The organism is Duganella callida (assembly GCF_004614165.1).
GTDB classification, from domain to species: domain Bacteria; phylum Pseudomonadota; class Gammaproteobacteria; order Burkholderiales; family Burkholderiaceae_D; genus Rugamonas; species Rugamonas callida.
The window spans coordinates 13,312-36,258 of the sequence record NZ_SPVG01000138.1 but is presented as its reverse complement, the minus strand read 5'-3'; the positions used below and the strand labels follow the sequence as shown (position 1 = coordinate 36,258).

19 protein-coding genes and 1 tRNA gene are annotated in these 22,947 nt (G+C 66.2%); 13 read left to right on the top strand and 7 right to left on the bottom strand.

Annotated elements, in window-relative coordinates:
• From E4L98_RS13660 to E4L98_RS13650, 3 genes are all read right to left on the bottom strand, one after another.
• Positions 1–359: CoA-binding protein (locus tag E4L98_RS13660; protein WP_135202098.1), on the bottom strand; the 359-nt coding region annotated here is incomplete at its 3' end.
• Between the two features lie 11 nt (positions 360–370).
• On the bottom strand, positions 371–1,360 hold the full coding sequence (locus E4L98_RS13655; RefSeq protein ID WP_135202097.1) for a DUF2804 domain-containing protein: 990 nt from the start codon (positions 1,358–1,360) through the stop codon (positions 371–373).
• A gap of 10 nt (positions 1,361–1,370) precedes the next feature.
• Complete coding sequence (locus tag E4L98_RS13650; RefSeq protein WP_135202096.1) at positions 1,371–2,606, bottom strand: winged helix-turn-helix domain-containing protein; 1,236 nt, start codon at positions 2,604–2,606, stop codon at positions 1,371–1,373.
• A gap of 147 nt (positions 2,607–2,753) precedes the next feature.
• Between E4L98_RS13650 and E4L98_RS13645 the strand changes: the two genes are divergently transcribed.
• The 9 genes from E4L98_RS13645 to E4L98_RS13600 all read left to right on the top strand — a co-directional run bounded on the left by E4L98_RS13645 (position 2,754) and on the right by E4L98_RS13600 (position 14,123).
• Positions 2,754–5,390, top strand: a complete 2,637-nt coding sequence (locus E4L98_RS13645) for a sensor domain-containing diguanylate cyclase (RefSeq protein WP_135202095.1) — start codon at positions 2,754–2,756, stop codon at positions 5,388–5,390.
• 76 nt (positions 5,391–5,466) lie between these two features.
• Positions 5,467–6,708: an exonuclease SbcCD subunit D C-terminal domain-containing protein gene (locus tag E4L98_RS13640; RefSeq protein ID WP_135202094.1), complete on the top strand. Its 1,242-nt coding sequence runs from the start codon at positions 5,467–5,469 to the stop codon at positions 6,706–6,708.
• Positions 6,705–10,694 carry an AAA family ATPase gene (locus E4L98_RS13635; RefSeq protein WP_135202093.1) on the top strand — a complete coding sequence of 1,330 codons (3,990 nt, stop codon included), beginning with the start codon at positions 6,705–6,707 and terminating at the stop codon, positions 10,692–10,694. The genes E4L98_RS13640 and E4L98_RS13635 overlap by 4 nt, the downstream gene beginning before the upstream one ends.
• Positions 10,695–10,738: 44 nt before the next feature.
• Positions 10,739–11,245, top strand: coding sequence for a putative metalloprotease CJM1_0395 family protein (locus E4L98_RS13630; RefSeq protein WP_135202092.1), 507 nt, complete (start codon positions 10,739–10,741; stop codon positions 11,243–11,245).
• Positions 11,246–11,285: 40 nt separating this feature from the next.
• Entirely contained in the window at positions 11,286–11,495 is a 210-nt protein-coding gene (locus E4L98_RS13625) for a hypothetical protein (protein WP_135202091.1), read from the top strand.
• Positions 11,496–11,571: 76 nt separating this feature from the next.
• Complete coding sequence (locus E4L98_RS13620) at positions 11,572–12,501, top strand: hypothetical protein (RefSeq protein ID WP_205746723.1); 930 nt, start codon at positions 11,572–11,574, stop codon at positions 12,499–12,501.
• Positions 12,502–12,574: 73 nt separating this feature from the next.
• Positions 12,575–13,744, top strand: coding sequence for a methyltransferase (locus E4L98_RS13610; RefSeq protein WP_135202089.1), 1,170 nt, complete (start codon positions 12,575–12,577; stop codon positions 13,742–13,744).
• 61 nt (positions 13,745–13,805) lie between these two features.
• A tRNA-Met gene (locus E4L98_RS13605) sits at positions 13,806–13,882 on the top strand.
• Between the two features lie 16 nt (positions 13,883–13,898).
• Positions 13,899–14,123, top strand: coding sequence for a hypothetical protein (locus tag E4L98_RS13600; RefSeq protein WP_135202088.1), 225 nt, complete (start codon positions 13,899–13,901; stop codon positions 14,121–14,123).
• 62 nt (positions 14,124–14,185) lie between these two features.
• On the opposite strand, the gene E4L98_RS13595 is transcribed toward E4L98_RS13600, so the two are convergent.
• Entirely contained in the window at positions 14,186–14,860 is a 675-nt protein-coding gene (locus E4L98_RS13595; RefSeq protein ID WP_135202087.1) for a PEP-CTERM sorting domain-containing protein, read from the bottom strand.
• A 150-nt stretch (positions 14,861–15,010) separates the two neighbouring features.
• On the opposite strand from E4L98_RS13595, the gene E4L98_RS13590 reads away from it, so the two are divergent.
• From E4L98_RS13590 to dbpA, 3 genes are all read left to right on the top strand, one after another.
• On the top strand, positions 15,011–16,672 hold the full coding sequence (locus tag E4L98_RS13590; RefSeq protein ID WP_135202086.1) for an acid phosphatase: 1,662 nt from the start codon (positions 15,011–15,013) through the stop codon (positions 16,670–16,672).
• Between the two features lie 82 nt (positions 16,673–16,754).
• Positions 16,755–16,979, top strand: coding sequence for a hypothetical protein (locus tag E4L98_RS13585; protein WP_135202085.1), 225 nt, complete (start codon positions 16,755–16,757; stop codon positions 16,977–16,979).
• A gap of 107 nt (positions 16,980–17,086) precedes the next feature.
• On the top strand, positions 17,087–18,496 hold the full coding sequence (gene dbpA, locus E4L98_RS13580; RefSeq protein WP_135202084.1) for an ATP-dependent RNA helicase DbpA: 1,410 nt from the start codon (positions 17,087–17,089) through the stop codon (positions 18,494–18,496).
• Between the two features lies 1 nt (position 18,497).
• Here dbpA and E4L98_RS13575 read toward each other — a convergent pair whose 3' ends face one another.
• Positions 18,498–19,709 carry an MFS transporter gene (locus E4L98_RS13575; RefSeq protein ID WP_135202083.1) on the bottom strand — a complete coding sequence of 404 codons (1,212 nt, stop codon included), beginning with the start codon at positions 19,707–19,709 and terminating at the stop codon, positions 18,498–18,500.
• Between the two features lie 89 nt (positions 19,710–19,798).
• On the opposite strand from E4L98_RS13575, the gene E4L98_RS13570 reads away from it, so the two are divergent.
• A complete protein-coding gene (locus tag E4L98_RS13570) occupies positions 19,799–20,599 on the top strand; it encodes an AraC family transcriptional regulator (RefSeq protein ID WP_229257390.1) in 801 nt (266 codons plus the stop codon).
• 7 nt (positions 20,600–20,606) lie between these two features.
• On the opposite strand, the gene E4L98_RS13565 is transcribed toward E4L98_RS13570, so the two are convergent.
• Together E4L98_RS13565 and E4L98_RS13560 are read right to left on the bottom strand one after the other, a co-directional pair.
• Positions 20,607–22,109, bottom strand: a complete 1,503-nt coding sequence (locus E4L98_RS13565) for a sensor histidine kinase (RefSeq protein WP_205746722.1) — start codon at positions 22,107–22,109, stop codon at positions 20,607–20,609.
• On the bottom strand, positions 22,106–22,834 hold the full coding sequence (locus tag E4L98_RS13560) for a response regulator transcription factor (protein ID WP_135202100.1): 729 nt from the start codon (positions 22,832–22,834) through the stop codon (positions 22,106–22,108). The genes E4L98_RS13565 and E4L98_RS13560 overlap by 4 nt, the downstream gene beginning before the upstream one ends.
• Positions 22,835–22,947 lie beyond the last annotated feature (113 nt).

The following is a 22,947-nucleotide window of genomic DNA, read 5'->3' as shown; positions in this document are numbered from 1 at the left end:
AGCATGGCCTGGCGCAGGCTGCGGCCGCCGCTGTGGCCGGGATCGGCCGTCATCACGATGGCCGCCCTGGCGCCGCGCGCGCCAAGTTCCGCGATCAGTCCCGGCACCGTCGCCGGCGGCGTGCAGATGATGCCCAGTTCCGGCACGGACGGCAGCGCGCTCACGCGGCTGTAGCATGGCTGGCCGCGCAGCGCCGCGTGCTTGGGATTCACCGGCCACACCTGCCCGCCCTCGCGCGTGAACGCGCCGTCCAGCAGATTGGCCAGCACGCGCGTGCCGATGCGCTGCGGATTGTCGGACGCGCCGATCACGGCCACCGAACGCGGTTCAAACAGACGGTCGAGGTTGCGGATGCTCATAGGGTGTGGGGCTACCAGCGCGAGTAATGGTCTTCGGTCACGCCCATCAGCTGCGTCACCATGCGTTTGGGCTGGTCGGGCGCACCGCGCACCCAGCCGCTGAAGGTGCCGACCGGCTGCAGATAGCGGCTGGCCGCGACCAGCATCTTGCGGTTGTCGCGGCGCGCGCCCTCCGGCGTGAAGGTCAGGTCCAGCATATCGTCTTCGGTGAAGATATGCCACTGCGACAGCGCATCCTTTTTATCGTACAGGAAGTGCGCCGGCGCCAGCGGGACAATGTCGCCGTCCAGCCACAGCGCATTCTCGTTGCCGCCGAAATAACCGGCCTGCAGGTTGAAGCCCAGCTCCATGCTGTGCGCCGAGGCCCAGCGCCATTCGGTGTCGCGCGCCAGCAGGCCGTTGGAATAATCGAAGCTGGCGATGCCGCCATCGAGCTTGAACGCTTCGCGGTAGGTGCGCAGCTCGCCGCTCAGCGGCATGGCGGACGATTTCTGCGTCGCGTGCACCGAGCCCCTGGCGATCGGACCGGCGGCCAGCAGCAGCGGCGCGGCGGGCGGGCCGAAGACGGCGTCGATTTCCAGATAATCGCAGCGCAGCGTCAGCTGATAGCTGCCGTCGCCGTTGGCGTCGACCGCGATGTGGGTCTGGCCTTTCTTGAAGCTGCTGGTACCGCCCGCGTCATCGGCCAGCCGCGCCGATACCAGCGGCAGGCCGTCCTGCGAGAAATTGGCCAGCATGTCGCCATCGCCGCGGTCGAAGGCGTAGGCGAAGGCGGTGCTGGTCCAGCCCAGATCGACGATGGCGACGGCGGCGAAAATCTGCTCGGTACACAGGGCCACGTAATGCCAGCGTTTGTGATGAAAGCGGCGCCACAGCGCGCCGCGCATGTAGGGCCGCGCCAGCTGGCTCCAGTCGATGCGGCCGACCTGCCCGGCGTAACGGCCGAACAGCGGCTGACCGTCGGCGCCCAGCAGGCTGGCGGGAGCGGCGGGCAAGGTCACGGCTGGCACCTCATGCGGCCCGCTCCTGCTGTTGAGCGAATGCGGCCCGCAGCGGCGCGGCGACATCGGCCGGCGTCGCCTGCGTCAGCCGCACCTGCGGGCACGCGTGCCAGTCGGCCAGCCGCTGTAGCGCACCGGCGACATCGCGCACGAAGCGCTCGCTCACGCGCACGCCGGGCTCCAGGATCAGCGCTTTCAGTTCGAAGACGCCGGCGCGGCGGTGCGCCTTGGCGTCCACCCGGCCGACCAGCGCGCCGCGGCGCAGGATCGGCAGCGTGAAGTAGCCGTATTTGCGCTTCTCGGCCGGGGTGTAGCACTCCAGCCGGTAGTCGAAGTCGAACAATTCCTGCGCGCGGCGGCGGTCCCACACCACCGGATCGAACGGCGACAGGACGGTGGTCAGGGTCGGCGTCAGCGCGCCGCGCGCCGCCTCGGCCAGCAGGTCCGCGTGGTCGGGATGGACGTAGACCGGATCGTCCCAGCCGTCCACTTGGACGCGCAGCAAGGCGCCCTGCGCCACCAGCGTTTCCGGATCGAGACGCGGTGGCCGGGTGCGGAAGTAATCGCTGATCCAGGCGGCGCGCGCGCAGCCCATGGCCTTGACGGCCTTCAGCACCAGTTCGCGCCGCACTTGCTCCACGTCCGGCAACTGGCTGTCGTGCCAATGCGGCAGCACGCGTTCGGCCAGATCGTAAATGCGCTGGAAGTTGCGGCGCTCGGAAATCATCAGCGCGCCGGTGGTGAACAGCACTTCCAGCGAGCGCTTTTCCGGCTTCCAGTTCCACCACCCGCCGGCCTGGCCATCGGTGCGCTCGAAATCGGACGACTGCGCCGGACCATGCTCGCGGATATGCTCCAGCACCGCCTCGACCTCGGCGCGGCGCTCCCGCATCCAGGTGGCCGAATACTTCCAGCCCATGGCTTCCGGGTCCAGCATGCGGTGGCGGTACAGGCGGTAATCCTCGACCGGCACGAAACAGGCTTCATGTGCCCAATATTCGAACAGTTCGCCGGCCGCCAGCGCCTGTTCCAGCCAGGCTGGCGGATAGTCGCCCAGGCGGCTCCACAGCACCAGGTACGGGCTGCGCGCCACCACGTGGATGGTGTCGATCTGCAGCACGCCCATCTGCCGGATCGCCGCCACCACGTCGTCCTGGCGCGCCTTGCGCCGGCGCGGCTGCAGCAGTCCCTGCGCCGCCAGATGCAGCGCCCGCGCGGCGGACAGGCTTATCGTCATTTCAGTCATGCCCGCTATTCTAATAAAGAAATCAACATTGCCCGTGAATTAGCTGTGACAGAGTGCGTATATTTTTGATGGTTGGTATGCAAAAGTCGATATTTCCGTGCAGAATAAGTGCTACGACCGCAGACCACGTCCCAGGATTGCCGCCCCATGCTGCCTTTTCTACGCCGACTGTACCGCGTGATACTGTTGCCCGCCTTCGGCGCGGCGCTGCTGATCTGCATGTGGCTGACGACCTTGTACCAGGTAAGGCAGGAAAAACTCACCGCCCACTATGAGGCGGTGCTGCACAGCCAGTCGCTGTCGCGTACGCTGGCGGAGCACAGCAACGACCTGCTGCGCCAGACCGCCCACGCCACCCAGCTGTTCAAGCTGAAATACGAGGAAACCGGCGGCGGCCTGCGCCTGCCCGAATTCACCCGCAAGAACGGCCTGCTCGATTCGCTGCTGCCGACCAAGCTCGATCTGCCGCTGGCCATCCTCGACCGCGAGGGCAATGTCATCGACAGCAAAAACGGTTACTTCGCGCCGGACATCAGGAGCCAGCCGTTTTTCAGGAATCACGCCAGCAATCCGTCCGACACCGCGCTGGTCTCGACCCCGGTGGTCGACGCCCGCACCAAGAAATGGCATATCCAGATTTCGCGCCGCCTGAACAACGCCAACGGCAGCTTCGCCGGCGTGGTGCTGGTGATGATGGATCCGGCCTATTTCGTCGAGGACTACGACCGGCTCGACGTCGACCCGGGCGGCGCGGTGATGCTGATCAGCCGCGAAAACGGCATGCTGGCCGCGCGCATCGACGACCAGGTCATCATCAGCGACAGCATCGACTTCACCTCGGTCCAGTCCAGCGCCGCCCAGTCGCCGGACGAGCTGCAACTGAAACGCCCGTTCGACAACATCGAGCGCGTCTACGGCTACACCGAAATGCCGCGCTTCATGCTGATGGCGGTGGTCGGCAATCCGACCCGGAGCGCGATGGCGCGCTTCGAGCGGCGGCGCGACATGTATTACGCCGCCACGCTGGCCGCCTCGGTGCTGGTGGCCCTGTTCGTGTACCTGCTGATGCGCCAGTCCTACCGCCTGCGCCACAGCGCGCGCCAGGTGATCGAGGCGCAGTTGATGCTGCGCGCCGCCGCCGACGCCAGCCTGGATGCGGTCTACCTGTTCAAAGCCTGCCGCATGCGCGGCGCGCACCGCGAAATCCTCGACTTCACCATCGCCGACCTGAACGAAAACGGCGCGCGCCTGCTCGGCTACACCAGCGCCGAGATCAAGAACAAGCGCCTGATCGAAGTGATGCCGGCGCTGCACTCCAACGGCTTCGTCGAAAAATTCCGCCACGTGCTGGAAGCGCGCCAGCCGCTGGAAGAGGAGTTCGAAGTCGATTTCCTGCCCAACCGCGATCTGCACTGGCTGCACCACCAGATCGTGCCGATCACCGACGGCGTCGCGGTCACGGTGCAGGACATCACCCAGCGCAAGGAAACCGAACTGGCGATGCGCAAGAATCAGGCCGAACTGGCGGCCGTCAACGATGCTTCGCCACTGGGCCTGCTGCGCGCCGACGCCACCGGCCACTGCACCTACGTCAACCGCACCTTCGAACTGATCACCGGCCTGACGCGCGAGGAAGCGCTGGGCGACGCCTGGATGCGCGCGGTGCATCCGCATGACCGCGCGCTGCTCAAGGCCGCGCTCAAGCAGATGGCCAAAACCCGCCTGCCGCACCGCGACACGCTGCGCTGCGTGCATCCAGACGGCCAGATCATCTGGGTCTCGTTCAAGATCGCCGCCATGGTGGTGGACGACAAGGTATATGGCTACGTCGGCACGGTGGACGACATCACCCACATCCGCAAATCGGTGATCGCGCTGCGCGAAAGCGAAGCGCGCCTGCGCACCATCGCCGACACGCTGCCGGCCATGGTGGCCTACATCGACGCCGAGCAGGTCTACCGCTTCCACAACCTGGCCTACGAACGGGAATTCAACCGCACCGGCGCGGCGGTGCTGGGCAAGACCATCCGCGAGACCATGGGCGAGCAGCGCTACGCCTTCCTGCAGCCCTACATCCTGAGCGCGCTGGCCGGCGAAACCCTGACCTTCGAGGAAGACGACAACAGCGACGCCATCGAACGCACCTTCGAAGTGGTCTACATCCCGCAGATGGACGAGGAAGGCGCCAGCGTGATCGGCTTCCACGTCATGCGCCAGGACATCACGGTGCAGAAGCGCGAGAAACAGCGCCTGCTGCGGCTGTCGCAGGTGGACGCGCTGACCGGCCTGACCAACCGCGCCGGTTTCCTGCAAAAACTACACGACGCCATGGCCGCCAGCCGCGAGAACGGTCATCTGATGGCGTTGATGTACATGGATATCGACCGCTTCAAGCCCGTCAACGACACCTTCGGCCACGCGGTCGGCGACGCGCTGCTGAAGGCCTTTTCGGCGCGTCTGACCCAGACCATGCGCGCCAGCGACACCATCGCGCGCCTGGGCGGCGACGAGTTCACCATCATCATGGAACGCATGCACCGCATCGACGACGCGGCGGCGCTGGCGGCCAAGATCGTGGCGGCGATGCAGGCCGAATTCGACCTGGATGGCACGGTGGTGTCGATTTCCACCAGCATCGGCCTGACCTACTACCGCGACGAGGACGTCAGCCCCGCCGAGCTGCTGAACCGCGCCGACATCCTGCTGTACGAGGCCAAACAGGCCGGCCGCAACACCTACCGCGCCGGCCCGGCGCTGCCGCCGCCGGCCAGCAATGCAGCATAAAAACGCGGCATAAATCAAACCGCCGGGCCGCGCCATACGTTATATTGGCGCTTTTCCGGTTGTTTGAAGATTTTTCATGCGTCTGCTGCACACCTCCGACTGGCATCTGGGCCTGTCCCTGCACAATTTCGAGCGTCATTACGAGCACCAGCGTTTTCTCGACTGGCTGCTGGACGCCATCGTCGCCGAGCAGGCCGACGCGCTGCTGATCGCCGGGGATATCTACGACAACGCCAATCCGTCGGCCGCGTCGCAGAAGCAGCTGTACCGCTTCCTGCGCCAGGCGAAGGAGCGCGTGCCGCACCTGAACCTGATCATCATCGCCGGCAACCACGATTCGCCGGGCCGGCTGGACGCGCCAGGACCGCTGCTGGAAGCGCACGGCACGCGCGTGGTGGGCGCGGTGCAGCGCAACGCCGATGGCGAGATCGATCTCGAATCGCTGGTGCTGCCCCTGACCGGGCGCGATGGCGCGGTGGCCGCGTGGTGCCTGGCGGTGCCGTTCCTGCGTCCCGGCGACGTGCCGCGCGTGCCGGCGCCGGAAGAGGCAGGCGCCGAGGCGGCCGATCCCTACCTGGCCGGCATCGCCCTGCTCTATCAGCAGGCGCTGCAACTGGCGCAGTCCAGAAGGCAGGACGGCCAGGCCATCATCGCCATGGGCCACTGCCACATGGTGGACGGGCAGATGTCCAGCGATTCCGAGCGCCGTATCGTCATCGGCGGCACCGAGATGCTGCCGGCCGGGATCTTCGATCCGGCCATCGCCTACGTGGCGCTGGGCCACCTGCATCTGGCGCAAAACGTCGGCAAACAGGAACACATCCGCTATAGCGGCAGCCCGATGCCGCTGTCTTTCTCGGAGGTGAACTATGCGCACCAGGTGCTGCGCATCGACCTCGATGGCACGGCGGTGCGCGAGATCGTGCCGGTGCCGGTGCCACGCGCGGTGGAGCTGTTGCGCGTGCCGTCCAAGCCGGCGCCATTGACGCAGGTGCTGGAGGAGCTGGCGGCGCTGGCGCCGCCGGACGTGCCGCCCGAGCAGCAGCCTTACCTCGAAGTGCGGGTGCTGCTGGAACAACCGGAGCCCGGCCTGCGCGCGCGCATCGAGGCGGCGCTGGACGGCAAGCCGGTGCGGCTGGCGAAAATCGAGACCTCGTCCGCCGCGCGCGGCTCGTCCATCGATCAGGAAGTGATGACGCTCGACCAGCTGGAAAAACTGAAGCCGGACGACATTTTCCGGCAGCTGTACCAGCAGCGCTTCGGTAACGATGCGCCGGCCGATCAGCTGAGCGCGTTCGCGGAGTTGATGCTGCCATGAAGATCCTGAGAATCAGCGGCAAGAACCTGGCCTCGCTGGCCGAGGAATTCAGCGTCAATTTCGAGGCCGAGCCCCTGGCCTCCACCGGCCTGTTCGCCATCAGCGGCCCGACCGGCGCCGGCAAGAGCACCCTGCTCGACGCCCTGTGCCTGGCGCTGTACGACGCCACGCCGCGCCTGCTGCGCGTGGCCGGCCGCAATTACCTGTCCGACGTCGGCAACGAAACCATCTCCACGCAAGACCCGCGCAACCTGCTGCGCCGCGGCACGGCGGAAGGCCACGCGGAAGTCGATTTCGTCGGCAGCGACGGCGCCACCTACCGTGCGCGCTGGAACGTGCGGCGGTCGCGCACCAAGGCCGAAGGCGCGCTGCAGCCGACCACCATGTCGCTGAAACTGCTGCCGTCGGAACAGCCGATCGGCGGCACCAAGACCGAAGTCAAGGCCGAAATCGAAAAGCGCATCGGCCTGTCGTTCGAGCAGTTCACGCGCGCGGTGCTGCTGGCGCAGAACGAGTTTTCCGCCTTCCTGAAGGCCGAGGACAACGAACGCGGCGAACTGCTGGAGACGCTGACCGGCAGCACCATCTATTCCGAAATCTCGATCCGCGCCTTCGAGCGCAACAAGCTGGAACAGGCGGCGCTGCAAAAACTGAACCTCCGTCTGGCCGACCAGAAACCGCTCAGCGGCGAGCAGCGCGGCGAACTGGAGGCGCAAAGCGCCACCGCCGCCGTGGCGCTGCAGGCGCTCGACCAGCAGAAGGCGGAACTGGAACAGGAACTGCGCTGGCACCATCAGGACCAGCGCCTGCTGGAAGAAATCGCCGCCGCGCAGCAGGCCAGCGGAGAGGCGCAGGCGGAGGTGGAAGCCGCCGCCCCCCGCCACGCGGCCCTGGCGCTGATCGATGCGGTGCAGCCGGCGCGTGCGCTGACGGACGACATCCGCCGCCTCGACGCCGACATCGCCAGCACGCACGCCGCCATCGCCAACGGTGGCCAACAGGTGCGGCAGGCGGGGCAGGCGCTGGACCAGGCCAAAGCCGCCCTGACGCAGGCCGCAACCGGCTTGCAGAAGGCCGAAGACGATCAACGCGCAGCCGCGCCGCAGCTGGACCAGGCCAAGGCACTGGATGCCCGCATCGAAGCCATGCTGCCGGCCTGGCGCCAGGCCGCCGCCGCCAATGAAAAAGCCCTGCAGGCCGACGTCGCGGCACGCGGCACGCTGCTGTCGCGCCAGGACGAATACAACCGCCTGGGCGCGCAGCAGCAGGCCGGGCGCGCGTGGCTGGAGCAGCACCGCCACTGGGAAATCCTGGCGCAGCAATGGGAGCGCTGGGATGTGCTGTTCGTGCAGGCCGGCCAGGCCGCCGCACAGGCGGACAAACTGGCTTCCGGGCTGTCGCGCGTACAGCGCAACGCACAGGCGCACCGCGACGAGGAAGCCGACGCCAGCACCCGGCTGGCCGCTGCCGCCGCCGCGCTGCAAACGCTGGAACAGCAGCGCCAGCAAGCCGCGCAAACCATGGCGGTCTACGACGCGGAGCAGTTGCGCGCCACGCGTGGCCAACTGGAACAGCATCGCGCACTGCTGATCAGCGGCGAAAAAATCTGGCTCGATCTGGAAGGGCGCCAGGCCCGCCATGCGCAGATCGGCGCGCAATCGGCCCAGCATCGGCAGGCCATGACGGCGGCGCAGGCGCAGCTGGCGGAGGCCGAGCAGGAAAATATCGGCGTGATGGCGGCCCTGTCGCAGGCGGAACGCTCGCTGAGATTGGCCGAAGCGGCATGTGCGGCCAGCGTGGAATCGCTGCGTCAGTCGCTGGAAGACGATACGCCCTGCCCTGTCTGCGGCGCGCTGGAGCATCCGTACCGCCACCAGGACGACAGCCTGCAGGCCATGCTGCGCGAATTCCAGGACGATGTAACGCGATGCCGCCGGCAGATGGAGGCCAACGTCAATCGCCAGGCCACCGCGCGCGCTGCCGTGCAAAGCAGCGCAGGTCAACTGAAACTGCTGGCCGCCGAGCAGCAGAATATGCAGCAGGCACTGACACAGGCCGAGACGGCGTGGCAGGCGCACGCGCTTGCCGCCGACGTGGAACAATCCGCGCCGGCCGCCGAACGTGCGGCCTGGTTCGGTGCACAGCTCGAACAGGCGCAGCAGGGTTTGCAGGCGATCGAGCAGCAGGAACGTGCCTTGCATACCGCCCGCGTCGCGCGCGACCAGGCCCAGAGCGCGTACGACAGCTCGGCAGCCGAGCATGCGCGGCTGCAGCAGGTGGCGGCTGCCGCCCGCACGGCGCTGGCGCAATCGGCCGCCGAATTCAAGGCGCTGGAAGACCAGCGCATCGAAGTCGCGCTGACGCTCAGCGGCCTGCTGGCCGATCTGGACCCGGCGTTCAGCGGCGGCGACATACCAAGCGATGAGTGGAAGGACGACTGGCGTTCCGGCCCGGCGCGCTTCCACGAAGCCCGCCAGGCAGAAAGCAGGCAATGGCTGGCGCAGCGCGCCGCCTGGGACGAACGCGCCGCCGGTCTGGCCGCCATCGAGGTCGAGCTGAAGGGTCTGCAGGAGGCGCAGGCGAAAACCGCGCAGGACGCGCTTCATGCCCACAACGCCTACGCGACCGCCAATGCCGCCTTGCGCGACAATCAGGAGCGGCGCATGGCGCTGTGGGGCGGCAAGGAGGTGCGCGATGTCGAAGCGGCGCTGCAGGCCGCGATCGACGCCGCCAAGGCACGCCTGGGCGCAAGCCAGAACGCGGCCCAGCAGGCGGCGCAACACCGCATCCGTTGCGACGAGGCGCTGGCGCAGGCATCGCAACGCCTGGCCGCACTGCAGGCGTCGGCCGCCGCCGCCGCGGCGCGTCTGGCCGACTGGATGACAGACTTCCAGCAGCGACAGCCCGATGCAGGCCTGCGCGATCTCGACCATTTGCATGCGCTGCTGGCGCATTCTGGCGACGAGATCGCCGCCGAACGCAGCGCCCTGCAAGCACTGGCACGCGCGGTCGATCAAGCCGCCACCGTGCTGCAGGAGCGCCGGCGCCAGCACGAACAGCATCGGCAAAGCGCGCCACCGCCGCGCCACTCGGGCGCCATCGTCGAGGCGGAAGCGGAAACGACACATCCCGGCGACGGTGCGCCCGAAGCGCCAGCGCCGCGCGCCGAGGCTACGGGCGATCTGTGGGCCGATGCCGACACCGATACCAATGCCACCGCTGGTAGCGACGCGGGCGAAAGCAACGACGACGCCTTGGGCGCCGGGTCCGCGACCGGAACCGCGCCCCAACCGGCGGTCGCGGCATCGCCATCTGCGATGGAAATCGTCGCCGCCGCGCTCAAGGATCTGCTGGACGAACGCAAAACCGCCAACGACCACGCCACCGCGCTGCAACTGGCGCTGGCACAGGACGACGCCAAGCGCCGCCACTCGCACGCCATGCTGACCGAAATCGAAAAACAGGAAGCCGTCGCCACGCGTTGGGCGCGCATGGATGACCTGATCGGCTCCGCCGACGGCAAGCGCTTCCGTAACTACGCCCAGCAATTCACGCTGGACGTCCTGCTGGGCTACGCCAACGCCCACCTGCACCACCTGTCGCGCCGCTACCAGCTGGAGCGCATCCAGAACAGCGCCGCACCCTCGCTCGCACTGCTGGTGCGCGACCAGGACATGGGCGGCGAAATGCGCTCGGTACATTCGCTGTCGGGCGGCGAATCATTCCTGGTATCGCTGGCGCTGGCGCTGGGCCTGGCCTCGCTGTCGTCCAACCGCGTGCGGGTCGAATCGCTGTTCATCGACGAGGGCTTCGGCAGCCTGGATGCCGACACACTGCGCGTCGCCATGGATGCCCTGGACGGCCTGCAGGCCATGGGCCGCAAGGTCGGCGTGATCTCGCACGTGCAGGAAATGACCGAACGGATTTCGGCCAAGATCCTGGTGCAGCCATCCGCCGGCGGCAGGAGTTCGGTCAGCGTCGCGTGACGACGGTGTAAATTTGCTATGATTGGAGCTCCGAGGGCTTCAACATGAGCATCAGCGCCGTTTCCGCATCCATTGCCATCTCACCGCCGTTGCGCAGCGCGCAACCGGCGCGGGCGGCCACGCCTTCGGATTCCGCCGCCTCCACCACCAATCTGTCGCAGGAGGCGCTGGCCATGATCGACCAGCTCAAACAGCGCGACACCGAGGTGCGCCAGCACGAACAGGCCCATTTGGCGGCCGCCGGCGGCCTGGCGACGTCCGGCCCCACCTATACCTACCAGCGCGGCCCGAACGGCGTCAGTTACGCCGTCGGCGGCGAGGTCAATATCGATACCTCTCCCGGCGCCACGCCGGAGGAAACCATCCAGCGCGCCCGCACCATCGCCGCGGCGGCGCTGGCGCCGGCCGAGCCGTCCGGCCAGGACCGCGCGGTGGCGGCGGAGGCGCAGCAAATGGAAATGCAGGCCCGCGCCGAGTTGGCACAACAGCAAACACAGCGTGCCTACGGCAACAACGCGCCGTCGCAGCCGACACTCGATCTGTATGCGTGAGTGGTAAAATCGCGCCTTTGTCTCTCCGTATCAGACCATCATGTTGAAAGCTCCACGCACCCTGACCTTCAAATGCGTTAAATGCGCCAAAGCCGTGCAGGTCCGCCTGCAGAAAGTCTCGGCCTGCTCGCACATCCAGCCTTACGTTGGCGTGTGCCAGTGCGGCGAAGTGAAACACCATGCCATCGGCCAGAAAGACGCCGTGGAATCTTATCTGGCCGCGCCGGAAGGCTGGACCCACCACCACTAATTCGCGCCGCGTCCTCAAGTAATCCGCTACGATACCGTTATAGAGTTGTAGAAGTTTCATTAAAACGGAATCCGCCATGTCTACCATCTCGAATCTCGGCAACCGCTGGCAGCAGCTGTACACGGGCAACCAGTCCAACGACAGCAAGGCTTTGCAAAAAACGCAAGGCAGCGGCGCGACGCCGGCCACGCAGTCCGGCAATCCGCTGGACCTGACCAGCCGCGTCACCTCGCTCGGCAACGCCACGGTGGATTTCGCCCAGAGTTTCGTCAGCAGCTTCACCCAGGCCCTGTTCGGCGACGATGCCAGGGGCGCCACCATCGATTTCGATTCGGCCAGCCTGGATGTGTCGTCCGGTTATGCGATGGGCGTGCAGCAGACCAGGGACGCGAATGGCGTCACCAACGCGGCGGCGTTCAGCATGACCGACAGCTCGCACTTCATCGGCAAAGGCACCATCACCACGGCCGATGGCCGCAAGTTCGATTTCGAGGTCGAAGTCCAGTACAACGCCGAGATGAACGCGGCGGCCAGCCAGACGCAGGCCAACAAAGCCGATACCGCAACCGCCCAAACTGACAAGACGCCGACCAAGGATCTGCCGGTGGTGCAGGTGCCGAACATCGACTTCCCGGGCACACTGGCCGATCTGTTCCAGCTGATCGGCCGCGACTTGCAAACCGCGCTGTCCACCAACGACAAGGACACCAACGCGGCCAGCGACGGCATCGACCGCAGTGCGCTGCGCAATCTGTCGCTGCGGCTGCTCAATCTGGTCGACAGCAAGGACACCAACACCTACAGCGCGCCGACGGCGGCCGACAAGGCCAAGGCCACCGCCGCGAGCGACGCCGACGCCGCCAGCGATGCGACGGCGCCGGAGGCACCGGCGCCAGCTGCGGTTCCAGCGCCACCGTCACCGTCGCCGGCCGCCGCCGATGCCGCCGCGGCACCGGCCAGGGACACCGCCAACACCGCACAACCGGTACAGCCGCCGTCTGCCTGACGCGTAAAGCGGCGCGGCGGGCGGGCCACGCCGCCCGGTATAATGTCGGCATTTCCCTGTCGATTGATACCTCATGGCCGCTACCAGCACCTCCCCTCAAGCCTCACCACGCATCCACTGGGAGGAGAATGGCGAGCCGCGCTCCGCGCGCTGGCATTCCGAAGCCGGCAATCCGCCGCCCAAGCGCGTGATCATCGCCGACGACCGCACCAATGCCGATACCGCATACCGGCTGGCCTGCGAAGGCACGGCGCTGCTGTGGCGCGGCGACTTCCAGAACGCGCGCCAGCTGCTGCAGGCGTTGGCGCGCCGCGCCGATCACAAGGGACGTCCGGGCAAGAAGGCCAAGCCGGCCAAGGCGCCGTCCTCGCCGACCGAGGCGTTCCACCTGCACCGCCAAGCGCAATCGCAGCGCGCGCGCACACTGGCCATGCTGCTGATCCCGTTCGAGGACGGCTACACCATTCCGCTGCGCCGCGCGCCCGATGTGCGTCTGGCCTGCAATGAAGCCTATGGGCGCTATGAGGAACCGTTCATCATCTCCATGCGCGAGCTGCTTGGCCTGATCGGCGCGCATGAATGGCGGCGCAACGGCGTCGAGATCCCGGCGCTGGGCGCGCGCATCCATCCGCACTATGGCGTGTTCTCCCCGGTGCGCGGCGAATACGTCCAGATGGTGGCCGACGCGCCGCTGCCGGCCGATACTTCGCTGGCCTTCGACATCGGCGTCGGCACCGGCGTGCTGTCGGCGGTGCTGGCCAGGCGCGGCATCCGCCACGTGGTCGCCACCGACCAGGACCAGCGTGCGCTGAGCTGCGCGCGCGAGAACCTGGCGCTGCTGGGCCTCGACCATCAGGTCGAACTGCGCGAGGCCGATCTGTTCCCGGAAGGCCGCGCGCCGCTGGTGGTGTGCAATCCGCCGTGGGTGCCGGCGCGACCGAGTTCCTCGATCGAATACGCGGTCTACGATCCGGACAGCCGCATGCTGCGCGGCTTCCTCGGCGGCCTGGCGGCGCACCTGACGCCGGGCGGCGAAGGCTGGCTGATACTGTCCGACCTGGCCGAGCATCTGGGCCTGCGTCCGCGCGACCAGCTGCTGGAATGGATCGCCGCCGCCGGCCTGAAAGTGCTGGGCCGCATCGACGTGCGCCCGGTCCATCCGCGCGCCAGCGACGCCACCGATCCCTTGCACGCCGCCCGCGCGGCCGAGTTAACGTCCCTTTGGCGTCTGGCCGCGATTTGAGCGGCTGATTTAGGCGGCCTTGCGAAATCCGCGCAACCTGTATATAATGATTGCCTTCAGACGCGGGGTGGAGCAGTCTGGCAGCTCGTCGGGCTCATAACCCGAAGGTCACAGGTTCAAATCCTGTCCCCGCAACCAGACATAGAAAAAGCCGTTGACTTGCTATCAGGTCAACGGCTTTTTGCTTGTTATTCAGGCTAAAATGGCGCAGGTAAAATTCGATTTTTTGTTCGATAAAGGAATTATCATGCGCTCCAAATTCATTAAGCTGACAGTAGCGGCTACGCTGCTCACCAGTTCCGCCGTTGCATTGGCGGCGAACACCGGCTGCTGCGGCGATATCGTCTGCTGCATCAAGATGCTGGCTTGCTGCCTGTGATATGTCAGAAAAAAAGCCGCCGACCTGCTTCCGGGTCGGCGGCTTTTTTTAGCGCATATCTTTCAGCATGAACGCTTGCGGCGCGCCGCCATCCCCAATAGCGCCAGGCCGGCGGTCAGCAAGGCCCAGGTGCCGGGTTCCGGCACGGCGGCGGCCAGCGTCAGGCTGTCGAATTGCGCCTGCAAGCCGTAGACCGAACCGTTGGCGCCATACCAGGCCGCGTCCAGGCCGGAATTGCTCAAGTCTTTCAGCGACAGCGTACCGGTCGGCATGCCGTTGGCGAAGGCCGTCTTGCCCAAGTCCTGGAACCACAACGAGGTGTTCAGCGTTGCATTGCCGCCAGCGACGGCGAAACGGTCCGCAGTCGTCGTCGACTGGAAGTTGAAGCTGTTGGTGTAGGTGACTGTCGAGTAGGTGGCGCTGTTGCCCTGGAACGAATAGCTCAGCGAGCCGTTGGACCAGTGCGAATAGCTGCTGCTGACGCCCGGCAGCGTAAAGACGTCGTCGGCCGGCTTGCCGGTGTCGATGGTGAACTGGCCGGTGATCTTCTGCCCCAGCGAGACGGTCGCGCCGCCGCCGGCTGCTTCGGCCGAATTCAGCGTCACAGCCTGGTAGAGGCTGGTGTATTGCGCCAGCGAGTAGACCGTTGCTTCAAAATTGTAAGTGTGGACTTCTGCTTGCGCCGGAGCCGCGAGTGCCAACGCGAGCGCCGCGCCGGCCGCCAGGTATTTGGACATGTGATTCCTCGTTATTAATTGATTTTTTATAACTATACATGACCAATCGGCAATTACCAAACAGATAATTTACTTTCCTCTTATTATTTGCCATACCCAAGCCGTCACAAAACTGTCACAATCGGATTTTGAGTAGCCGGGAGGGGCAGCGTGAAGGATCAAGTACAGGTGACAGAACAAGCAGTGCAGGACGCTCCGGCCAACCCGTCGCGCCGCCGCATCTTCCAGGCCGCCGGCGCCGCCGGCCTCGCCTCCACCCTGCCGGCGCTGGCCGACGCCGCTCCGGCCAAACCGGCCGCCGCGGGTTCGCTGGATGCCAAGATCAAGGCCAACATCAAGAACGTGGTGGTGATCTACCTGGAAAACCGCAGCTTCAACAACCTGTTCGCCAACTTCCCCGGCACCGCGCAACCGCTGTCGGAGGTGCCGGCCGCCGCCAGCGCGCAGCGCGACCGCGATGGCTCCCTGCTGCCGACGCTGCCAAAGGTCTGGGGCGGCATGGTGCCCAACACCCAGGACATCGGCGGCAAAAAATATGTGCTGAAGGAAGACGACATCAAGGGCCTGCCGAACGGCCCGTTCAAGCTGTCCGACCTCGAAGGCAAGCCGCTGCCGGAAGGCGTGATCACGCGCGACCTGTGGCATTTGTTCTACCAGAATCAGATGCAGATCAACGGCGGCAAGAACGACGGCTTCGCCGCCTGGGGCAACACCGGCGGCATGGTGATGGGCTATTACAGCGAAACCGGCAAGAACCTCGGGCTGTGGAAGATCGCCCAGGAATTCACGCTGTGCGATAACTTCTTCATGGCGGCGTTCGGCGGCTCTTACCTGAATCACCAGTTCCTGATCAGCGGCCGGGTGCCGGAATACTTCAACGCCAAGGACACGGCGGCCAAGAAAAAGATCGCGGTGCTGGACGACGGCCCGACCGGCTTCCGCCTGTCCGTCACCAAGGAATCGCCGAAATCGGCGCTGGACGGCCACCCGGAATTCGTCAACAACGGCGCCATCACGCCGGACGGCTACGCGGTCAACACCATGGCGCCGCCCTTCCAGCCAAGCTACATCCGCCCCGCCCACGACGGCGATCCGCTGCACGCCGACCCGAAGGACGCCAACACCCTGCCGCCGCAGACCTACGACACCATCGGCGATCTGCTGTCGCGCAAGGGCGTCAGCTGGGCGTGGTACGGCGGCGCGTGGCAGGCGGCGCTGGATGCGCGCGGCGGCGGCGAGAAGCCGAATTTCCAGTATCACCACCAGCCGTTCAACTACTTCCAGCAATTCGCGCCGGGCACCAAGGCGCGCGAAGAACACCTGCGCGACGGCGGTCTGGGCGACAGCCCGATCTCCAACAAATTCATCGCCGACGCGGTGGCGGGCAAGCTGCCGGCGGTGGCGTTCTACAAGCCGCAGGGTAATCTGAACCTGCATGCCGGCTATTCGGATGTCGAATCCGGCGACGCCCATATCGCCAACGTGATCGAGCACCTGAAGAAATCGCCGCAGTTCAAGAACATGCTGGTGGTGATCACCTTCGACGAAAACGGCGGCTGGTGGGATCACGTGGCGCCGCCCAAGGGCGACCGCTGGGGGCCGGGTTCGCGCATCCCCGCCATCATCGTGTCGCCGTTCGCCAAAAAGGGCCACGTCGACCACAACTTCTACGACACCACCTCGATCATGCGCTTCATCACCCGCCTGCACGGCCTGCCGCTGCTGGAAGGTCTGAAGATTCGCAACGACGCCTTCGCCGCCCGCAATGCCGCGCCGCCGGGCGATCTGACCGGGGCCTTGAGCTTCCGCTGAGTTTGCGCTTTGTGATACACTTCGCGTCTTAAGTATTCGCCAACTGAGCCCGACTGAACCAGCCGGGCTTTGTTTTTTTCAGATGAGAGATAAAAAAGATAACGCGACTTTCGACCTGCCCGGCTTCGAGCCCGCCGAGCCCATGGTACCGGAAGGAAAGCGTCCGCCGCCGCCGCGCGCCCGGCGTTCCGCGCTCAAACAGGAGCAGATGGAACTGCTGGAGCCGACCGACACCACCGGTCTGCCAATCTGGGTGCGCGACGAAAATCTCGATCTCACCGGCTTACCGGTATGGAAGCGCGACTGATACGGCACAGCCGCAGTACAGCTTCCGCACATCACCACGACACCGCGCGCACAGCGGCAGTACACCCTGCTAGACTGTGCCGACACCCTTTCAGAACACGGACCGCCATGACCTCCACCGCCTTCGCCAGCCTGCCGCTGCATCCCGCCTTCCTGGACAACCTCGACTCGCTCGGCTACAAGGAGATGACCACCATCCAGGCGCAAAGCCTGCCGTCGGTGCTGGAGGGGCGCGATCTGATCGCCCAGGCCAAGACCGGCAGCGGCAAGACCGCCGCCTTCGGCATCGGCATCCTGCACAAGCTCAACCCGGCCTGGTTCGCGGTGCAGGCGCTGGTGCTGTGCCCCACGCGCGAACTGGCCGACCAGGTGGCCGGCGAGTTGCGCCGCCTGGCGCGTTCCACCGGCAACGTCAAGATCCTGGTGCTGACCGGCGGCTCGCCGATGCGGCCGCAGATCGCCTCGCTGGAGCATGGCGCCCACATCATCGTCGGCACGCCGGGCCGCGTGCGCGATCACCTGGGCCGGGCGACGCTGGACCTGTCGAAAGTCGGCACGCTGGTGCTGGACGAGGCCGACCGCATGACCGACATGGGCTTCTACGATGAAATCGCCGGCATCGTCAGCGCCTGCCCCAAGCGCCGTCAGACCCTGCTGTTCTCGGCCACCTACCCGGACGACATCCGCCGCGCCACCGACGACTTCCTGGTCGATCCGGTCGAAGTCACGGTCGAGGCGCAGCACGACAACTCGAAAATCGAGCAGCAGTTCTTCGAAATCGGCTTCGACCAGCGCAACGACGCCGTGGCGCGCCTGCTGGGCCACTACAAGCCGGTATCGGCCATCGCCTTCTGCAACACCAAGGTGCAGTGCCGCGAACTGGTGGACGACCTGCGCAGCAAGGGCTTCTCCGCACTGGCACTGTACGGCGAGCTGGAACAGCGCGAGCGCGACGAGATACTGGTACTGTTTGCCAACCGTAGCTGTGCTGTACTGGTGGCCACCGACGTCGCCGCGCGCGGCCTGGACATCCCCAACCTGGAAGCGGTGATCAATGTCGACGTCTCCAAGGACGCCGAGGTGCACGTGCACCGCGTCGGCCGCACCGGCCGCGGCGAGGAAAAGGGCCTGGCGCTGTCGCTGTGCGCGCCGAACGAGAAGAAATGGGTCAAGCTGATCGAGGAATACCAGGGCGCGCCGGTACAGTGGTACGACCTGGACAGCCTGGACGAAAACGACTACGCCGCCGATCCGGCGCCGATGATGACGCTGGTGATCGCCGGCGGCAAGAAGGACAAGCTGCGCCCCGGCGACGTGCTGGGCGCGCTGACCGGCGATGCCGGTCTGAGCAAGGAGCAGGTGGGCAAGATCAACGTCACCGAGTTCCAGACCTACGTCGCCATCGACCGCCGCATCGCTTACCAGGCTTTCGAAAACCTCAGCAAAGGCGTGCCGATGGGCGGCGATTTCGGCGCCTTCAAAGGCCGCTACTTCAAGATGCGCTTCATCGAAGTGTGATTCAACCGCGCTTGGGCTGCTCGACGTGCGGCAGCAGCACCGTCAGGATGCCCAGCAGCGGCAGATAGGAGCACAGCTGGTAGACGAAGCCGATGCCGTGGGTGTCGGCGATGTGGCCCATGGCCGCCGCGCCGATGCCGCTGATGCCGAACATCAGGCCGAAGAAGATCCCGGCAATCATGCCGACCTTGCCCGGCACCAGCTCCTGGGCAAACACCACGATGGCGGAAAACGCCGACGAAATCACGAAGCCAATCACCACGCTCAGCACCGCGGTCCAGAACAGGCCCACATACGGCAGCGCCAGCGTGAACGGCGCCGCGCCCAAAATCGAAATCCAGATCACGCGCTTGCGGCCGATGCGGTCGCCGATCGGGCCGCCCATGAAGGTGCCCGCCGCCACCGCCGCCAGGAACAGGAACAGATACAGCTGCGCGTTCGATACCGACACGCCAAACTTGTCGATCAGGTAAAACGTATAGTAGCTGGTCAGGCTGGACATGTAGATGTACTTCGAGAACACCAGCAGCGCCAGCACCGTCAGCGCGCCGTACACGCGGCCCCTGGACAGCGGCGACACCGGCGCCGCCGCCACCTTCTTCGGCTGCGCCAGATGGCGGCTGTGCCAGCGGCTGACGTACAGCAGCACCGCGATGGCCGTCGCCACCAGCAGGCCAAACCAGGCGATGTTGCCCTGCCCGCGGCCGATGATCAGCGCCGCCGCCAGCACGGGGCCGAGCGCCGAACCGGCATTGCCGCCGACCTGGAACAGCGATTGCGCAAAGCCGAAGCGGCCGCCCGACGCCGCACGCGCCACGCGCGACGCCTCCGGGTGGAAGGTCGAGGAACCGACGCCGATCAACGCCGCCGACACCAGCAGCGCCGGGAACGACGAGGCGAAGGACATCATCAGCACGCCGATCAGCGTGGCCACCATCCCCATCGGCAGCAGGAAGGGCATGGGGCGACGGTCGGTGTACAGACCGATCCACGGCTGCAGCAGCGAGGCGGTGCACTGGAAGGTCAGCGTGATCAGGCCGACCTGGGTGAAGCTCAGGCCGAATTCGGCCTTCAGCATCGGGTAGATCGATGGCAGCATGGCCTGGGTCAGGTCGTTCAGCAGGTGCACCAGCGCGACCGCGCCGAGGATCTGCATGATGGTTTCGCCGTGGGGTCGGCTGCCTGTGACAGCCGTGGTAGCAGTGGAGTTCATGGTCGGAAGCAGGTAATGACGGATGATTGAGTGTAATATGGCCGGGAAACCCCGATATTCCAATTTTCATCGCCAAAGTGCCAAATTCTGTGCCGACTTCGTTCCCACCCAACCGCAGCACCAACCACAAGGACTACCAGCGCGTGCCGCGCGTGGTCACGGCCATGGCGCGCGACGTGGAGCATGGCGTCACCGGCGTCCCGCACAGCCACGAGCGCGCGCAGCTGCTGTATGCGACGCAGGGCCTGATGCGGGTCTGGACCGACAACGGCATGTGGATACTGCCGCCGCGCCGCGGCCTGCTGATCCCGCCCGGCGTGACGCACCACTGGCGGGCGCTGAGCAAGGTCACCATGCGCACCGTCTACATCGAGCCGTCGGTGGCGGCGCGCATGGGCGACAGCTGCCGCGTGATCGAGGTCAGCCCGCTGCTGCGCGAGATGATCCTGGCGCTGCTGAACGAGCCGATCGAATATCCCATCCCCGGCCGCGGCGAACATCTGGCGATGCTGATCCTGTCCGAACTGGAGGCGGCGGAGACGGTGCCGATCGCGGTGCCGTGGCCGCGCGACCGGCGGCTGATCGGCATCTGCGAGGCCATCATGGCCGATCCGGGCAGCAGCCGCAACATCGAGCAGTGGGCCGACGAGGTGGGCGCCAGCGCGCGCACGCTGATACGGCTGTTCCCCAAGGAGACCGGCCTGCACTACCGCCAATGGGTACAGCAGGTGCATCTGGCCGAAGCTTTCGGCCGCCTGGCGGAAGGCCAGAGCGTGGGCGGGATCGCGGCGGCGCTGGGTTACGCCAGTCCCAGCGCGTTTACCGCCATGTTCCGCCGTGTCCTCGGCAAGACGCCGCAGCACTATCTGACGGAGTGGCGCGGGCCTTGAACTGGTTTCAGGCCGCATCCAGCGTAAAGCGGAACACCGCGCCCAGGCCCGGCACGTCGGCCAGTTCGATGCCGCCGCCGTGCAGCTGCAGGATGCGGTTGACCGTCAACAGACCCAGGCCACCGACACGGTACTCGCCCCGCAGCGCGACCGGACGGCGGAACAGGCTGTCGCGCATGGCAGCCGGCACGCCGGGACCGGTGTCGGCCACGCTCACTTCCACCTTGCGTTCCGCCAGCGGCTTGACCGTGATTTCCACCGTGCCGCCTTCGGGCGTGTGGCGGATGCCGTTGTCGAACAGGTTGGTCAGCACGCGTTCTATCATGCCCAGGTCGGCGCGCACCATGGGCGCCGGATGCGGCAGGGTCGCCATCAGGCGCACCTGGCGTTCGGCCGCCTGCAGCTCGAATTTCTGGAACACGTCCTGGATCAGGTCGGACAACGAGAACGGCTCCAGCTCCGGCTGCACCGCGCCGTGTTCGAGCCGCGCCAGTTCGAACAGCCCCTGCGCCAGCTTGCCCACCTTGCGGCTCTGCGCCAGCGCGATGTCGAGATAGCGCTGGCGCTCGGCCGCCTCCAGCGTGGCATCCTTGAGCGACAGCGTTTCCAGATAGCCGTGCAGCGAACCCAGAGGCGTGCGCAGGTCATGCGAGATATTCGCCACCACTTCGCGCCGGTCCTGGTCCAGCTGACGCATGGCCTGCCATTGCTGGTTGATGCGTTCCCCCATGTCGGCAAAGGAGTGCTCGAGGATGGCGATTTCGTCGCGCGGCCCGCCGGCCTTGGGTGCCGGCAGCACCAGCTGCTCGGCTTTGGTGTCGATCTGCCGCATGGTGGCGGCCAGGCGGCGCAGCGGCCGCGTGATCAGGCGGAACGCCAGCAGGCCGGCGATCAGCACCAGTCCCGCCACCACCGACATCGACAGCAGCGTGGTCCGCAACACCGAGCTGGCCGAGGCGCGCGCCAGCAGACGGTCATGCTCCTCGCTCTGCAGGATCACGTAGATGTAGCCGACCTTCTGCTCGCCGGAGCGCAGCACGGCGGCGCTGAACACCTTGCGGCCATGCTCGCTGCGCGGATCGTCGCCCTGGATGGGCAAGGTCTCCTTGTTCAGCAGGCGCTGGATGGGGACGAGGTCGACATGATCGCGCTTCAGACGGCCGGGCGGCGCGGCATGACCGACGATGCGGCCGTTGAGGTCCAGCAGATAGACTTCCACGCTGGGGTTCACCCGCATCAATTTGCCGAACAGGCGGCGCACCGCTTCCGGCCCCAGGCCGTCGCTGGGCGGCGCGGTGGGATCGGCGTGATCGTCGTCGCTCTGCGCCTGCATCTCCATCAGTTGCGCATCGAGCGCGATGCTGCGCGCCAGTCCCAGCGACAGGCCCTGCACCACTTCCTGCTCGCGCATGATGTTGGCGCGGATCTGCAGCCACGCCGAAGCGCCGCAGCATACCAGCAGCAGCGCGCAGAACGCCACCGACAGCCGCTGCGACAGCGTCAGATTCATGCCGATGCTCCGGCGCCGACGCCGCTGGCGTAGCGGTAGCCCTTGCCCCACACGGTCAGAATGCGCGTCGGTTCGGCCGGATCGGCCTCGATCTTGGCGCGCAGGCGGTTGATGTGGGTGTTGACCGTGTGCTCGTAGCCGTCATGCTGATAACCCCAGACCTGGTTCAGCAGGTCCAGACGCGAGAACACCTTTTCAGGATGTTTGATGAAGAAGTACAGCAGGTCGAATTCGCGCGGCGTCAGGTCCAGCAGCACGCCCCGCACCCAGGCCTGGCGCGTGATCGGATCGACGCGCACGCCGTTCAGTTCCAGCGCACCGCCCTCGCCGGCCTGGCTGCGCGACATGGCGGCGGCGCGGCGCAGCAGCGCCTTCACCCGCGCCACCAGCTCCAGCACGGAAAAGGGCTTGGGCAGGTAATCGTCCGCACCCAGCTCCAATCCGAGGATGCGGTGCACCTCGCTGGAACGGGCGCTGGTGATGATGATCGGTATGTAAGTCGGCATGGCGCGCGCCTGGCGGCAGATCTCCAGCCCATCCACGCCACCGGGCAGCATGATGTCGAGGATCAGCGCATCCCAGCCGCCGGCGCGCAGCGTGGCCAGCCCCTGGGCGCCGTCGGCGCAATGGGTGACCTGATAGCCTTCGTCCTGCAAATGCATGCGCAGCAGGTCGGCAATCGGCATATCATCCTCGACGATCAGTACTTTTTTGGCGGGTTCCATGGTCATATTGTGCCGTATCCGGGCCGGGGAAAGTATCACAATTAGTTTAAGTTTACGTGAGGATTTTGTCAGCATTCTGAAGGCAGAATGGCGTCATTCCTTATTCCCTTCCC

Excerpts from the sequence above, each read along its gene's own strand:
- E4L98_RS13650 (WP_135202096.1), bottom strand. The coding sequence starts at position 2,606 with ATGACTGAAATGACGATAAGCCTGTCCGCCGCGCGGGCGCTGCATCTG.
- E4L98_RS13645 (WP_135202095.1), top strand. The coding sequence starts at position 2,754 with ATGCTGCCTTTTCTACGCCGACTGTACCGCGTGATACTGTTGCCCGCC.
- E4L98_RS13640 (WP_135202094.1), top strand. The coding sequence starts at position 5,467 with ATGCGTCTGCTGCACACCTCCGACTGGCATCTGGGCCTGTCCCTGCAC.
- E4L98_RS13635 (WP_135202093.1), top strand. The coding sequence starts at position 6,705 with ATGAAGATCCTGAGAATCAGCGGCAAGAACCTGGCCTCGCTGGCCGAG.
- E4L98_RS13630 (WP_135202092.1), top strand. The coding sequence starts at position 10,739 with ATGAGCATCAGCGCCGTTTCCGCATCCATTGCCATCTCACCGCCGTTG.
- E4L98_RS13625 (WP_135202091.1), top strand. The coding sequence starts at position 11,286 with ATGTTGAAAGCTCCACGCACCCTGACCTTCAAATGCGTTAAATGCGCC.
- E4L98_RS13620 (WP_205746723.1), top strand. The coding sequence starts at position 11,572 with ATGTCTACCATCTCGAATCTCGGCAACCGCTGGCAGCAGCTGTACACG.
- E4L98_RS13610 (WP_135202089.1), top strand. The coding sequence starts at position 12,575 with ATGGCCGCTACCAGCACCTCCCCTCAAGCCTCACCACGCATCCACTGG.
- E4L98_RS13595 (WP_135202087.1), bottom strand. The coding sequence starts at position 14,860 with ATGTCCAAATACCTGGCGGCCGGCGCGGCGCTCGCGTTGGCACTCGCG.
- E4L98_RS13585 (WP_135202085.1), top strand. The coding sequence starts at position 16,755 with ATGAGAGATAAAAAAGATAACGCGACTTTCGACCTGCCCGGCTTCGAG.
- dbpA (WP_135202084.1), top strand. The coding sequence starts at position 17,087 with ATGACCTCCACCGCCTTCGCCAGCCTGCCGCTGCATCCCGCCTTCCTG.
- E4L98_RS13575 (WP_135202083.1), bottom strand. The coding sequence starts at position 19,709 with ATGAACTCCACTGCTACCACGGCTGTCACAGGCAGCCGACCCCACGGC.
- E4L98_RS13565 (WP_205746722.1), bottom strand. The coding sequence starts at position 22,109 with ATGAATCTGACGCTGTCGCAGCGGCTGTCGGTGGCGTTCTGCGCGCTG.
- E4L98_RS13560 (WP_135202100.1), bottom strand. The coding sequence starts at position 22,834 with ATGGAACCCGCCAAAAAAGTACTGATCGTCGAGGATGATATGCCGATT.